Source organism: Flavobacterium azizsancarii, assembly GCF_027980145.1.
Classification (GTDB): domain Bacteria; phylum Bacteroidota; class Bacteroidia; order Flavobacteriales; family Flavobacteriaceae; genus Flavobacterium; species Flavobacterium azizsancarii.
The window spans coordinates 1-13,477 of record NZ_JAMZNK010000077.1 but is presented as its reverse complement, the minus strand read 5'-3'; the positions used below and the strand labels follow the sequence as shown (position 1 = coordinate 13,477).

The 13,477-nt window shown below is 34.6% G+C and carries 15 protein-coding genes and 1 tRNA gene; 10 read left to right on the top strand and 6 right to left on the bottom strand.

Annotation, left to right across the window (positions count from 1 at the left end):
- Positions 1-166: 166 nt before the first annotated feature.
- Complete coding sequence (locus NJT12_RS24120) at positions 167-595, bottom strand: hypothetical protein (RefSeq protein ID WP_271338663.1); 429 nt, start codon at positions 593-595, stop codon at positions 167-169.
- 26 nt (positions 596-621) lie between these two features.
- Positions 622-1,212 carry a thymidine kinase gene (locus tag NJT12_RS24115; RefSeq protein ID WP_089478978.1) on the bottom strand — a complete coding sequence of 197 codons (591 nt, stop codon included), beginning with the start codon at positions 1,210-1,212 and terminating at the stop codon, positions 622-624.
- 237 nt (positions 1,213-1,449) lie between these two features.
- Between NJT12_RS24115 and NJT12_RS24110 the strand changes: the two genes are divergently transcribed.
- The 8 genes from NJT12_RS24110 (at position 1,450) to NJT12_RS24075 (ending at position 9,884) form a co-directional block, all read left to right on the top strand.
- Positions 1,450-2,535, top strand: coding sequence for a hypothetical protein (locus NJT12_RS24110; protein WP_271338662.1), 1,086 nt, complete (start codon positions 1,450-1,452; stop codon positions 2,533-2,535).
- Between the two features lie 122 nt (positions 2,536-2,657).
- Complete coding sequence (rsmI, locus tag NJT12_RS24105) at positions 2,658-3,392, top strand: 16S rRNA (cytidine(1402)-2'-O)-methyltransferase (protein ID WP_271338661.1); 735 nt, start codon at positions 2,658-2,660, stop codon at positions 3,390-3,392.
- A 196-nt stretch (positions 3,393-3,588) separates the two neighbouring features.
- Positions 3,589-3,933 (top strand): HopJ type III effector protein, encoded by a 345-nt coding sequence (locus NJT12_RS24100; RefSeq protein WP_271338660.1) that lies wholly within the window; start codon positions 3,589-3,591, stop codon positions 3,931-3,933.
- Positions 3,934-4,181: 248 nt separating this feature from the next.
- A complete protein-coding gene (gene recJ / locus NJT12_RS24095; protein ID WP_271338659.1) occupies positions 4,182-5,882 on the top strand; it encodes a single-stranded-DNA-specific exonuclease RecJ in 1,701 nt (566 codons plus the stop codon).
- Positions 5,872-7,152, top strand: coding sequence for an MFS transporter (locus NJT12_RS24090; protein ID WP_271338658.1), 1,281 nt, complete (start codon positions 5,872-5,874; stop codon positions 7,150-7,152). The genes recJ and NJT12_RS24090 overlap by 11 nt, the downstream gene beginning before the upstream one ends.
- Positions 7,153-7,156: 4 nt before the next feature.
- The gene (locus tag NJT12_RS24085) at positions 7,157-8,080 is read left to right on the top strand and encodes an alpha/beta fold hydrolase (protein ID WP_271338657.1); all 924 of its coding nucleotides are present in this window, start codon (positions 7,157-7,159) and stop codon (positions 8,078-8,080) included.
- Positions 8,081-8,235: 155 nt separating this feature from the next.
- Positions 8,236-8,592 (top strand): hypothetical protein, encoded by a 357-nt coding sequence (locus NJT12_RS24080; protein WP_271338656.1) that lies wholly within the window; start codon positions 8,236-8,238, stop codon positions 8,590-8,592.
- A gap of 83 nt (positions 8,593-8,675) precedes the next feature.
- A complete protein-coding gene (locus NJT12_RS24075) occupies positions 8,676-9,884 on the top strand; it encodes a cytochrome c3 family protein (RefSeq protein WP_271338655.1) in 1,209 nt (402 codons plus the stop codon).
- Between the two features lie 3 nt (positions 9,885-9,887).
- Here NJT12_RS24075 and NJT12_RS24070 read toward each other — a convergent pair whose 3' ends face one another.
- The 4 genes from NJT12_RS24070 to NJT12_RS24055 form a co-directional block, all read right to left on the bottom strand.
- Entirely contained in the window at positions 9,888-10,631 is a 744-nt protein-coding gene (locus NJT12_RS24070; RefSeq protein WP_271338654.1) for a UDP-2,3-diacylglucosamine diphosphatase, read from the bottom strand.
- Positions 10,632-10,738: 107 nt separating this feature from the next.
- Complete coding sequence (locus NJT12_RS24065) at positions 10,739-11,191, bottom strand: 6-pyruvoyl trahydropterin synthase family protein (RefSeq protein ID WP_065448647.1); 453 nt, start codon at positions 11,189-11,191, stop codon at positions 10,739-10,741.
- Positions 11,192-11,222: 31 nt separating this feature from the next.
- On the bottom strand, positions 11,223-11,399 hold the full coding sequence (locus NJT12_RS24060) for a hypothetical protein (RefSeq protein ID WP_271338653.1): 177 nt from the start codon (positions 11,397-11,399) through the stop codon (positions 11,223-11,225).
- A 112-nt stretch (positions 11,400-11,511) separates the two neighbouring features.
- On the bottom strand, positions 11,512-12,276 hold the full coding sequence (locus tag NJT12_RS24055; RefSeq protein ID WP_271338652.1) for an enoyl-CoA hydratase/isomerase family protein: 765 nt from the start codon (positions 12,274-12,276) through the stop codon (positions 11,512-11,514).
- Between the two features lie 107 nt (positions 12,277-12,383).
- On the opposite strand from NJT12_RS24055, the gene NJT12_RS24050 reads away from it, so the two are divergent.
- A tRNA-Ala gene (locus NJT12_RS24050) sits at positions 12,384-12,457 on the top strand.
- A gap of 83 nt (positions 12,458-12,540) precedes the next feature.
- A complete protein-coding gene (locus NJT12_RS24045; protein WP_271338650.1) occupies positions 12,541-13,338 on the top strand; it encodes a hypothetical protein in 798 nt (265 codons plus the stop codon).
- Positions 13,339-13,477: the final 139 nt, after the last annotated feature.

The following is a 13,477-nucleotide window of genomic DNA, read 5'->3' as shown; positions in this document are numbered from 1 at the left end:
CAGATTCCACTAACGCAATGGACACCCTTGCATTCAGCTAACACTTCCCACTGTAAAGGCGTGTTCGGGACTTACACCCTAGAGTTACCGCCCATGCTGGGCACACAACAAAAAACCCGACAAATTCAAAATCTGTCGGGTTTTATTTTATATTGAAATAATTAAATTATTTATATTGATCCGGCGTTATCGTAATCTCAAACAAATAATCTTCTTTTTTATCATCATAATTATAAATCAAAGTAAAATTATTATCACGAAATGCTTTAAGTCCGGAATTTACTTTAACCGTACTCAGAAGACTTTCTTCAATATTTTGTTTTATTACCTCAATTTCTGCAGTTGCTTTCTCAACATTTAACAACGTCAAATTATACTGAACTACTTTATCTTTTGGCAAAGTCACGTTATCTAAACGAATTCCTTGCTGAATTACCAAAGGACAATTATCATTGTACTTCGCCACTAATTCAATCATTTCTTTATCTGCAGCAGGTTCTTTAAAAGAAAAATAAAGAATTAGAGCCAATGAAAATGCTACAATTGCACTTACTATTAAAACAGTTGATTTTTTACTCTTAGCGGTTTGCTGCATCTTTATAGTTTGTTTTGATGAAAATCTTATTTATCCTGAATCTTTTTCATTGCGTTATAATAAGCCGCACGACTTAGTGGTTCGTATTCTTCTGTTTCACCAAGCATTACCAATTTGTCATTATCAGTTTTACGGAAACTGTAGTTGGCAAGATTTCCTGTTCGGGTACAAACAGCGTGAACTTTAGTCACATATTCAGCTGTTGCCATAAGTGCCGGCATCGGACCGAAAGGATTTCCTTTAAAATCCATATCAAGTCCTGCAACTATCACACGAATTCCCTGATTGGCAAGATCATTACAAACTGTAACAATCTCATCATCAAAAAACTGCGCCTCATCAATACCAATAACATCGCAGCCTTGTGCTAAAATAGCAATGTTTGCAGCAGCGGGAACCGGTGTTGATCTAATTTCGTTGGCATCATGAGATACGACCATTTCATCATGATAACGGGTATCAATGGCAGGTTTAAAGATTTCGACTTTTTGTTTGGCAAATTGAGCGCGTTTTAGTCTGCGGATTAACTCCTCGGTTTTACCCGAAAACATTGATCCACAAATAACTTCAATCCAACCAAATTGTTCTTTGTGATTTACTGTATTTTCGAGAAACATTTTGTATTTTTCTACCTTTAAAAATGAATAGTTTTTATTACTTTGTACTGGTAATAAATCGACGTGAAAAATTGCTGATTTTTCACTTTTTCAAAAGTAGAAAATTTTTATCAAATCGAAGATTCGCAAGCTCGTATTAACAGAAATAAAAAAAAATCTTTCAGATTTCTACCAGGAATAAAGACATTCAAATACAAAATATACTAAAATACCCTATTCACTATAATTTCAACAGTTATGAAAAAAAAATTGGAAGCCGATTTAATCAGCATTGCACATCGAATTTTAAAGCTTAAAAACAAATCCGATATCAATCAGTTGTATCTTGAGACGCAGAAATTATATGAGAAACTAGCGGTTTTAAAGTTTGTAGACGAGAATTTTGATACTTTGAAACCAACAATTGGTCACAGCGAAATTACTTCTGAGATTGAATCTATTTTTGATAAAGAAAAAACAATTTCGGCAGAAGCAGAAATTGAAACCCCAGTTTTAGCAGAAGAAACTCCTATTGAAACAATCGACGAACCAGAAACTTTAGAAGAAATTAAATCTGAAGAAATTCCTGAAGAAATTCCTGAAGAAATCGTTGCAGAAGAAATCGTTGCAGAAATCGTCGTTGAAGAAATCGTCGTTGAAGAAATTGTTACTGAAGAAATCGTTGCAGAAATAAGGGAGGAAATAATTCCGGAACCAGTTGCTGAAGTTGTTGAAGAACCAATTATTAAAACAATAGAACAACTGATTATTGAAACTAAAGAAGATATCAATAACATTGAAGAACTTTCGTTTACCACAATCAGCGATTTAAAACCTATCCCCGACTTTGTTCCTCTTTTTGAATTAGAAGAAGAAGAAAAGGAAGAACCAATAATCGAAATTCCGGTAAAAAACTCTCCTATTACGATCTCTTTTGAGGATTTTGGAGTTAATTATGCCGATGCTCAATTTGTAAAAGTAGATAGTTATGAAAACGTTACTTCTACTCCAACTCCGGTTATAAACGAAGTTAAAGAGAAAAAAGAAACAGCTGAAACTGTTGTTATAGAAAAACCAGCTGAAACAAAAGCAGCCACTTTAAACGAAAAACTGGCTAAAGGTTTTCATATCGATCTAAACGACAGAATAGCTTTTACCAAAAACCTTTTCGGAAACAGTTCAGAAGATTACAGCCGTGTTTTAAATCAGCTGCTGACTTTTGACAATTATAGCGAAGCTCAGGAATTTATAGAAAATATGGTAAAACCGGATTATAACAACTGGGAAGGGAAAGACGATTATGCAGAACGTTTTCTTGGAATTGTAGAGAAGAAATTCTCATAAAGATTAAATACAAATTACACGAATTAACACGAATCTTTTCTCTGTAAATTTTTTAAAGACACTTATAATTAGTGTCACTTTGTAAAATTCGCGTTATAATTAAAATAGAATTCAGAAAAATTATGTCTAAATTATATATCGTTCCAACGCCAATTGGCAATCTCGAAGACATGACTTTTCGTGCCATCAGGATTCTGAAAGAAGTCGATTTGATCTTGGCAGAAGACACCAGAACAAGTGGCAAGTTGTTGAAGCATTTTGAAATTGGCACACACATGCACAGCCATCATATGCACAACGAGCACAAAACTACTGAGAATTTAATTGCGCGTTTGAAAGCCGGCGAAACTATCGCTTTGATTTCTGATGCTGGAACTCCGGCAATTTCAGACCCTGGTTTTTTATTGACACGCGCTTGTGTCGAAAATAAAATCGAAGTTGAATGTTTACCTGGCGCAACGGCTTTTGTCCCTGCTTTAGTAAACAGCGGATTACCAAATGATAAATTTGTTTTTGAAGGTTTCCTACCTGATAAAAAAGGACGTCAGACTCGTTTTTTGGCTTTAGCCAAAGAAACAAGAACGATGATTTTATACGTTTCGCCACACAAACTCGTTAAGACTTTAGCAGAATTTATTCAGTATTTTGGAGAAGACAGACAAGTTTGCGTTTCACGTGAATTATCAAAACTGCACGAAGAAAATGTTCGCGGAACTGCAAGGGAAGTATTAACCCACTTCGAAAAAACTGCGCCACGCGGCGAAATTGTTGTTGTTGTTGCAGGAAAAACAATAATAAAAGAACCTAAGAAAAGTAAATTTTCTAAGGATGAAACAGAAGAAGACGAAGAAGATTAAAAAATATTTATGCCACAGATTAAAATGATTTCTCACAGATTAATAAAAAGTTTCATCACAAATTACACCAGTTATCACGAATCTAATTAGTGGCAATTTGTGTAATTCGTGGCAAAAAAAACATACTAGAAAAATCTTTTAATCATTTTATCGCGATAGCTACCGGGAGTGGCAAGAAACTTAAAAAATATAATTAATGAGCATTCAAACCTTTTTAGAAAAAGTAAAACAAACTCCGAACGAAATAACATTCCCCGAAACTATTGCAGTAATTGAGGAAAACTACAATTTTACTCCAACCACTTTCCAAAACGGAACACAACATAATGCAGCCGGAGAGAATTCTGGTTCCTGCAAATTGTTTTCTTTTGCAAAATTGCAAAACTTAAGCAAAGATGAAACTTTAGCTTGCTTTGGAGCTTTTTATTTCGACGACGTTCTAGGAGATCCAAACGGAACGAATCACCAGAACATTAGAAATTTCATCAACTTAGGTTGGGATGGAATTAAGTTTGAAGGAAACACTTTGGAGCTAAAATAAATTATTGATTGTCAGGCTGAGGCTGAGCGAAGTCGAAGCCACCGCAAAGAATCTCGACTCCGCTCGATTTGACAAAGTTAAAACAAAATATTTCTGCCAAGATTAAAAGGATTAACACACATTAAAAAATCCTTTTAAATAATTTATCCCGATAGCTATCGGGAGTGGCAATAAAAAAATACATTTCTGATTAAACGATTTTCGATTTCTTAAATCTAAAATTAACACTTTAAAATCTAAAATCAACAATGCGTTGGACATTAAAACAAAAACCTTCTCAAGATAAAGTCAGTCATTTGGCGCAAGCCTTAAATGTAGAAGATTTTGTAGCAACACTTTTGATTCAGCGTGGTATCGAAACTTTTGAAGATGCCAAAAATTTCTTTCGCCCTAAGTTAGAACATCTTCACGATCCTTTCTTAATGAAAGATATGGACAAAGCGGTTTCCCGAATAGAACTCGCGATCAAAAATCAGGAAAATATCCTGGTTTTTGGTGATTATGATGTTGACGGAACAACGGCTGTTTCTTTGGTTTCGGCGTATTTAAAATCACATTTTCCAAATATTGCCACTTATATTCCGGATCGTTACGCGGAGGGTTACGGAATTTCTTTTAAAGGAATTGATTTTGCTGATGATAACGGATTCTCACTAATTATTGCACTCGACTGCGGAATCAAGTCTATTGAGCACATCGCATACGCCAAGGAAAAAAACATCGATTTTATTATTTGCGATCACCACAGACCCGGAGAATTTCTTCCGGATGCGGTTGCAGTTCTCGATCCTAAAAGAGATGATTGTTTTTATCCGTATGATGAATTGTGCGGTTGCGGAGTTGGTTTTAAACTGATTCAGGCTTTAGGTACAAATCGAGGAGAGACTATCGACGATTTGGTGCAATATCTGGATTTGGTAGCTACAGCAATTGCGGCAGACATTGTACCGATAACGGGAGAAAACAGGGTTTTGGCTTATTTTGGATTACAGGTAATCAATTCAGATCCGAGACCTGGAATTAAAGCTTTAGTACATCAGGTAAAAAAGAAAACACTGGATATTACCGATGTAGTTTTTATCGTTGCACCGCGAATAAATGCTGCCGGAAGGATCAAACACGGAAATCATGCGGTTGAATTGCTAACAGAATTCAACTTTGAACAAGCACAACAATTTGCATCTGAAATTGAGCAATACAATTCAGACAGAAAAGATCTGGACAAACAAATTACCAAAGAAGCTTTTCAGCAAATCCTGACAAATAACGAACAAGATCGATTCTCGACTGTTGTTTTTCAGGAGGACTGGCACAAAGGCGTAATCGGGATTGTAGCTTCAAGATTAATCGAAACTTATTACCGCCCTACTTTAGTTTTTACCAAAAGTGGCGATAAATATGCAGCATCTGCAAGATCTGTAAAAGGGTTTGATGTTTACAACGCCCTGGATGCTTGCTCGCAACACTTAGAGCAATTTGGAGGGCATATGTATGCTGCAGGAATGACATTGAAAGCAGAGAATTATAAAACGTTCAAACAAGCTTTTGAAAAACAAGTCGAGGAAACCATTTTACCTGAAATGAGAACTCCCGAAATCGAAGTTGATGCCGAAATTAATTTCAGCGATATTACTCCAAAACTAATCCGGATCTTAAAGCAATTTGAACCTTTTGGACCTTTGAATATGACACCCGTTTTTATGACGAAAGACGCAAAAGATACGGGTTACGCTAAAACTCTGGGAGCAGAAGAAGAACATTTGAGACTTTTTGTAAAACAGAATAACTCAGAAGGAATTGCAGCAATAGGTTTTGGTCTTGGTAAAAAAATAGACATTGTAAAAAATCAAAAACCTTTTCAGCTCGCCTATTCATTAGCTGAAAACGAGTGGAACGGGACTGTATCTACTCAACTTATGCTTAAAGACATTAGAACAAATGAAAACTAAAACAAACAAGCAAGATCCTTATCAAGCACTGCGTTACAGAGAATTTAATGTATTTTTAATATTGCGTTTTGCTATGGTTTTTGCCTGGTCAATGCAATTTATTGTTATTGAATGGGAAGTTTATAGTTTAACCAAAAATCCGCTTTCGTTAGGGTTAATTGGTTTAATGGAAGTAATTCCTGCTGTTTCAATGGCATTATTCGCCGGACACATGGTTGATCAGCGTGAGAAAAAAGGATTATTAGTTAAATGTATTCTGGGATTTTCGGTAATCAGTTTTGGATTATTTTTATTAACCTGGCCAAAAATAGTTGGTGGCTGGTCTACTGATGCTATTTTATATTCTATTTACTTTTTAGTTTTTCTTGGCGGATTGGTGCGTGCATTTCTTGGCCCGACTATTTTCTCGCTTTTATCTTTGATCGTGCCTAAAAAAGTATACCCGAATGCAGCAACCTGGAGCAGTTCGGTTTGGCAAATCGGAGCAGTTTTAGGACCTGCAATTGCAGGTTTTTCTATTAACTTTATTGGTGTTCACTGGTCAATGTGTTCTGTTTTTGCGTGTTCTCTTTTTGCATTAATTGCTTTATCTCAAATTAGTAAAAAACCAATATTAAATCCTAAAATTGGTGAACCTATAATGGAAAGCCTTAAAGAAGGAATAAAATTTGTTTTCAATAATAAAACTATTTTAGGAGTACTTTCTCTTGATATGGTTGCCGTTCTTTTTGGTGGAGCGGTTGCTTTATTACCTATTTTTGCTCAGGATATTTTAAAGGTAGGACCTGAAGGTTTTGGAGTTTTAAGAGCTGCTCCGGCAGTTGGCGCATTTATAACTATGATGATATCTGCTTATGTTCCTTTATACAAAAAAGCGGGAATGAAGCTTTTAGGTGCCATTTTTGTTTTTGGATTATCCATAATCCTATTTGGTGTTTCGACTATTTTTTGGGTTTCTGTGGTAGCTTTATTTTTAAGTGGTCTCGCAGATGGGATTTCTGTTGTTATTCGACAAACGATTTTGCAACTTAAAACTCCTGATCATATGCGTGGCCGTGTTGCTGCTGTGAACTCTATGTTTGTAGGATCTTCAAACGAATTAGGGGCTTTTGAAAGCGGCTTAACAGCAAAACTAATGACGCCTGTTATTTCTGTTGTCTTCGGAGGAAGCATGACTCTTTTAACGGTTTTGGGCTTTGGTTTAAAATCACCAACATTTAGAAACTTAGATCTCCGTAAAGACATGGAAGATCATCAGAACATGGAATAACTACATGAAAAATATATTTTTATTATTACTTCTTTCCCTAACATTCTTCGTTAACGGACAAAAACTTTATATAAAAACTTACGGAAACAAAAATGACAAACCCATTATTTTTGTTCATGGCGGCCCAAGCGGTAATGCAACACTTTTTGAAGGCACTCATACTGCCGAAGAACTTTCGAAAAAGGGCTTTTTTGTAATTGCTTATGACCGACGAGGCGAAGGAAGATCTGCAGACCCTAGTGCAACATTTACTTATCATGAAGCTTTTCAGGATTTAAATACTATTTATAAAACTTATAATCTAAAAAAAGCAACAATACTTGCTCATAGTTTTGGCGGATTAGTTGCTACGCTTTACTCTGAGAAATATCCTCAAAATGTCAGCGCGCTTGTATTGGCAGGAGCTTTGTTTTCGCAACAGGAAACATACAACCATATACTGGATTCCGTGAAAAAGATATACACTAAAAAAAATGATTCTGTTATGCTCGCCAAAGTAGCGAATGTAGAAAATCTTAATAAAAACTCTGCCGAATACAGAAAGGGATGTTTCGAACTTGCCAGTGAAAATAATTTCTTTAAGATTCCAAATCCTACTGAAGAATCTAAAAAACTATATGTCGATTACGACGCAAGTGAATTTTTCAAAACCAATATCCGAAATAAAAATGCGCCTTTACTTTTCTATAAAAATGAAAAACAAAATAACATTGACAGCAGGCCTATTTTAAATAAAATAAAAAGTAAAGGCATTCCTATTTATGCAATTTATGGTAAACAAGATGGCATTTTTTCTACTAAACAAATCAATTCGATCAAAAATTTAGTCGGAGAGAATCACTTTTCCTTACTTGATAATTGCTCCCATTATCTGTTTGTAGACCAACAAAATGAATTTCTGTTCCAGATTAAAAAATGGCTTAAATAAAACTCTTAAATCATATAAATGTGAGAAATTTAAGATACGCTTTTTAAAATGAACTTACATTACTTGTATGGTGAACAAATTCTCAAAATTTATGAGTTTTTTATTTAGAATTAATATAAATAATATTTATATTTGTTGGAATAAAAGATTTTGCAATGAGAGAAATAGAACAATTATACCATAATAATTTCGGAATTGCCTTTTACTGGAAAAAGGAAAACGAAACTATCACTGATAAAATACAATTAGTTTTTAAGGAAACCGGTTTTTATTTTACGGTTCAGGAATTGAATTATTTTTGCGATTTAATCGAAGACAGTATGATCGAAAATGCTTGTTGCGAAGCTTGCGAATTAAAAAACTCATGTCACAAATTCTTACTTAAAACTCCATGTGCAGCAATAGATTTAGCTGTTTCTGTAAAAGAGCTTAAATCAATCAAGGATTTAGTCGAAGGTTCTTTGTTCAGAATCGAACTTGACGAATATGTTTATGGAGTTGGCTTAAACTAAGAAGCATTCTAAATATTTTAACATCATCTTTTCATTATTGAAATATATTTTAATTTTCTTCAAAAAAAAGTATATTTACAGCAATGAAAAAAAACTGTATTCTTTTTGCTGTTGTTATTTTGTTGGCTTTTTTAACGAGCTGCAAAAACGAATCTGATAATTATATTGACCCTCGAGGAACCGATTATGCAGGTTCTGAAAGCTGTATTCAATGTCATAAGACACAATATGAAACGGCTTTTCATAGTTCGCATTTCAAAGCTACATCTCCCGCTACCAAAGAAAATATTTTAGGTCATTTTACTAATGGTCACAATACTTTTGTTTATGATAAAGACACAAAACTGGTTATGGAAGAGCGCAATGACACTTTTTATCAGATTCTTTATAAAAAGGGTAAAGAAGTTGAAGCTCATTCATTTGATGTTCTTTTTGGCACTAAACACGCTCAAACAAGTGCTTTCTGGAAAGATCATTATACCTATGAACTTCCTGTATCCTATTATAAATCCCTGAACAGCTGGGCAACGAGTCCAGGATATTCACCTACAGTTGCAAATTTCGGAAGAAAAATAGGAAAAGAATGTTATGCTTGCCATAGTTCGAATATTGCCAGCAGATACATTACCACAAGCTCAGACAGTATTAACTTTACGAATATGGAAGTTGAGGATTTTATGGATCCTAATACTATCGTTTACGGTATTGATTGTGAACGTTGCCACGGACCGGCCAAACAACATGTCCGAAAACATCTGAAATTTCCCGATCTTAAGGTTGCTCAAGACATAACTTCGTTTAAAAACCTCAACCGTCAACAAAAAATTGATGCATGTGCAATTTGTCATTCCGGAAATGATAAACTAAAAGTAAAATCACGTTTTCAATTCAAACCCGGTGATGATTTATTAGATTATTTTAGAGGAGTACCGGGATCAGAAGAAAATGCTCATTTTGATGTACACGGAAATCAGTTAGGATTGTTGGCGCAAAGTAAATGTTTCAAAAAAAGCGAAACCATGGATTGTATGACTTGCCATAATCCGCACGCGAATGCTTCAGAAAATCTGGCAAGCTATTCTAAAATTTGCATGAGTTGCCATCAGGGAATTCAGCATAATGCGGCAACATCAAAAACGACCTCAGCAAGTGTACTTGCCAACAATTGTGTCGAATGTCATATGCCAAAGACAATGTCGAATGCTATTAAATTTCAAGCTTCAAACAATAAAGAAATGTCTAATTATATTTTGAGAACGCACAAAATTGGAATTTATTCAGCGAACAAATAATAATTATTGTTCGAATTTTTGAAGTTCAAAAGTTACTCCGTCAAAAACACCGTACGTAAAATAACCAATCCAGTCGCCCAGATTTACATATTTGGCATCTTGCCCAACCTCTATAATCATAGGTAAATGCCGATGACCAAAAATAAAGTAATTGTAATGTTTGGTTTCCAGTTTACGTTTTGCGTATAAAACCAGCCATTCATTTTCTTCTCCTAAAAATTTTACATCTTCATCTCCTGAAATCAATTTGTTTTTAACAGATAGATATTGTGCTAAACTTACCCCAACATCAGGATGCAGCCAACGGAAAAGCCATTTAGAAAACGGATTTGTAAATACCTTTTTCATTCGCTTATATCCTTTATCACCAGGACCTTTTCCGTCACCGTGACCAATTAAGAAAGTTTTTCCGTTAAAAGTAAATTCCTTATTATCATGATAAACAGGAATGTTCAATTCGGTTTCAAAATAATCATTCATCCATAAATCGTGGTTTCCTACGAAAAAATAAATCGGAATTCCACTATCGCGAATTTCAGCTAATTTCCCTAAAACACGCACAAATCCTTTAGGCACAACCGTTTTATATTCGAACCAAAAATCGAACAAATCTCCCAGTAAAAAGATAGCTTCGGCATCTTGTTTTACAACATCCAGCCACGCTACAAATTTTTGTTCGCGCGGTAAACTCAACTCAGGAGTTGGAGCCCCAAAATGCTGATCAGAAGCGAAATATACTTTTTTCATTCGATTATTTAGATTGTTAGACTACTTAGATTATTAGACTTTATTCTACTGTCATTATAAGTCAAGTCGAAGAATTGGAATTTGGAATTTAAAAAATTGGAATTTCTCTAGATATTATCAGATGCGTACCATTCTGCAAACGAAGATTCTGTTTCCTGAAGTTTAAGCGAGAAAAGAGAAATATCTTTAGGTAAACGTGCAATAATTCTATCTGCAAAATCAACGACCATATTTTCGCTTGTTGGCTGATAATCTACCAAAATTACGTGATGACCACGATTTTTAAGTTCATTTGCCAATTCGATATGTGGAGTCGTTTCGTTAAAAACTGTCGCATGATCAAACTGATCAACGATTTCTTCTTTTACAATTTTCTTTAGATCAGAAAAATCGATCACCATTCCGAATTTCACATTCGATCGGTCTGTGATTGGCGAACCAATAACCGTTACCGATAATTTATAACTGTGCCCGTGAACGTTTTTACATTTTCCGTCGTAACCGTACAAAGCATGTCCGGTTTCGAAACTAAATTGTTTTGTAATTCTGATATTACTCATCGATTTGATTTTTAGGTTGCAAATTTACAAATTAATAACCGTTTTTATCTCTTTTTTTAGCGCTGTTATACATCCAGTATGCAAGTACTATTAAAACCACAAAAGGAATAAACGATCCAATAACAACTCCCATCTGATAACTGCTATCAGGAGCCGTTTTAATTTTCTCCGCAACATCTACTTTCTGAAACAATGAAATGATATACATATTATATAATTTTACTTTAACACTTAGGCAAACAATCATTTACCACATCCTAAACTTTGTCAAAGTTTAAAACTTTTACAAAGTTATCGCAACGGAACTGTGACTAAAAACTTTATTTTTTAAACTGTGTCAATGCCTTTCTCGAAAAATCAGACAGAACCAATTTTCCTGTAATAGCTGCACGCTCAATCAGCAACGATTCCCAATGTTCAGTTCCTTCCCATATAATTTTTTTCATTTCCAGTAATGCTTCGGGATTGTATGCGCTTAATTTTTGAGCAAAATTTATTACAGCATTATCCAGATTTTCCGCATTATGAATCTCAGAGAACAATTTATTCTCCAAAGCCCACTGTGCCGACTTCCATTCATGTGCTGCCAAAGTCATTTCGGTCATTGCGGTTTTTCCTATTTTACGAGAAACGGCAGGTTCAATCACAAACGGACCAATACCAATCGCTAACTCAGATAATTTTACAGCACTTTCAGGAGTTGCCAGAACATAATCGCAAGCCGAAATAATACCAACACCTCCGCCAACAGCTTTTCCTTGTACGCGGCCTATAATTAGCTTAGCGCAATTTCGCATTGCGTTTAGTAAATGTGCAAAACCAGAGAAAAATTCTGTTCCTTGTTGCTCATTTTCAACCTGCAAAAGCTCATCAAACGAGGCACCAGAACAAAAAGTCTTCACTCCCTCACTTTGCAGCACAATTACCGAAACGTCATCATTATAACTTAAAGAATTAATTTCAGCCGTTAAGCGATCTAATAATTGACGTGGAAAAGAATTACTTGCCGGATGGCCAAATTGTACCGTAACGACTGCATTAGTAAAAGTAGTTTGTAAAGAACCGTTTTGATTTTCTGAACTCATAAAAATATATTTGATCGTAAAGTTACGGTTTTGAAAAATAATTTTGCCCGAACGCGATTTGAAATTTGTTTTTTGAAAATTAATTGACTTTATTTGCTATCGCATTTGGGGGATTAGCTCATTTGGCTAGAGTGCTTGCCTGGCAGGCAAGAGGTGACCGGTTCGAATCCGGTATTCTCCACAAAAAACCGTATTACTTAATTGGAATACGGTTTTTTTTAATTAAAATTCCCTAACCAAAAACACTAAATACCAATTAATCAAATGAAAAACATTTTTTTCTCAGTTTTACTGGTTCTTGTAAGCATTACCACTTTTGCACAAGAATTTAAAATTAAAAAAGGAGAAGTCCTTTTAGACGGCAAGCCAATTGCCAAAATGTCGACCAAAGTACTTAGAGAATACAAAATCTCTAATCTGGACGGCACAAATACCATTACAGCCTACATGAGAGTTTGTACTGCTACAACTCCGGGAAAAAGTTACATTGAAGTTTATAATGAAACTGACAAAACATCTAATGATCTTGATTTTGCAAAATATTCGCCTTTCAATATCGACAGAAGTATTATCCAGACTTTGTTTGCAAAAGAAATGATTACTGAAAATGGCGTTCAATTAGAAAAAGTAAATGCTTTTTTAAATGATACTCCAACTGGTTTAGGAGAAAAATATGGCTGTAAACAACAAAGCGCTGAAAAAGAAATTACAGATGCATTAGCTTTGACAATAGATGACAGCGGAAATATCCTTAGCAAAAACCAAAAAATTGGTTATATCTCAATGATCACAAGCACAGGAAATGCTTCAGGAGCGGTTGAAAAATATGAAGTAACAAATTTAGATCATAAACTAATTGGTACCTGGTATGCAAAATTCGGGATGGTTAAAGGATATGACAAACCATTAAACCAGGAGATTTTTACTGTTGACCAAAAAGTTTTTAAAGTAGAATTTAATAATGGAGGAAATTTTATTGGTTATAAAATGAGCCAGGATGTTACCGCAATTAATATTGTAAAAAAATTAGTTGGAAACGGATATTCTTTAGGTCATCAATAAACTCACCTAAAACAAGGTTCCAAAAAAGGAGGCTGTCCGAAAAGTAATTTCGGGCAGTTTTTTTTTGTTTTACACATTGATTTTTCTTATATTTAAGTACTAAAATCAATGATTATGCAGCCAGTTTTTAAGCCTCATT

Excerpts from the sequence above, each read along its gene's own strand:
- NJT12_RS24115 (WP_089478978.1), bottom strand. The coding sequence starts at position 1,212 with ATGTTTCTCGAAAATACAGTAAATCACAAAGAACAATTTGGTTGGATT.
- NJT12_RS24065 (WP_065448647.1), bottom strand. The coding sequence starts at position 11,191 with ATGAGTAATATCAGAATTACAAAACAATTTAGTTTCGAAACCGGACAT.
- recJ (WP_271338659.1), top strand. The coding sequence starts at position 4,182 with ATGCGTTGGACATTAAAACAAAAACCTTCTCAAGATAAAGTCAGTCAT.
- NJT12_RS24055 (WP_271338652.1), bottom strand. The coding sequence starts at position 12,276 with ATGAGTTCAGAAAATCAAAACGGTTCTTTACAAACTACTTTTACTAAT.
- NJT12_RS24070 (WP_271338654.1), bottom strand. The coding sequence starts at position 10,631 with ATGAAAAAAGTATATTTCGCTTCTGATCAGCATTTTGGGGCTCCAACT.
- NJT12_RS24060 (WP_271338653.1), bottom strand. The coding sequence starts at position 11,399 with ATGTATATCATTTCATTGTTTCAGAAAGTAGATGTTGCGGAGAAAATT.
- NJT12_RS24090 (WP_271338658.1), top strand. The coding sequence starts at position 5,872 with ATGAAAACTAAAACAAACAAGCAAGATCCTTATCAAGCACTGCGTTAC.
- NJT12_RS24080 (WP_271338656.1), top strand. The coding sequence starts at position 8,236 with ATGAGAGAAATAGAACAATTATACCATAATAATTTCGGAATTGCCTTT.
- NJT12_RS24100 (WP_271338660.1), top strand. The coding sequence starts at position 3,589 with ATGAGCATTCAAACCTTTTTAGAAAAAGTAAAACAAACTCCGAACGAA.
- NJT12_RS24075 (WP_271338655.1), top strand. The coding sequence starts at position 8,676 with ATGAAAAAAAACTGTATTCTTTTTGCTGTTGTTATTTTGTTGGCTTTT.
- NJT12_RS24045 (WP_271338650.1), top strand. The coding sequence starts at position 12,541 with ATGAAAAACATTTTTTTCTCAGTTTTACTGGTTCTTGTAAGCATTACC.
- NJT12_RS24120 (WP_271338663.1), bottom strand. The coding sequence starts at position 595 with ATGCAGCAAACCGCTAAGAGTAAAAAATCAACTGTTTTAATAGTAAGT.
- rsmI (WP_271338661.1), top strand. The coding sequence starts at position 2,658 with ATGTCTAAATTATATATCGTTCCAACGCCAATTGGCAATCTCGAAGAC.
- NJT12_RS24110 (WP_271338662.1), top strand. The coding sequence starts at position 1,450 with ATGAAAAAAAAATTGGAAGCCGATTTAATCAGCATTGCACATCGAATT.
- NJT12_RS24085 (WP_271338657.1), top strand. The coding sequence starts at position 7,157 with ATGAAAAATATATTTTTATTATTACTTCTTTCCCTAACATTCTTCGTT.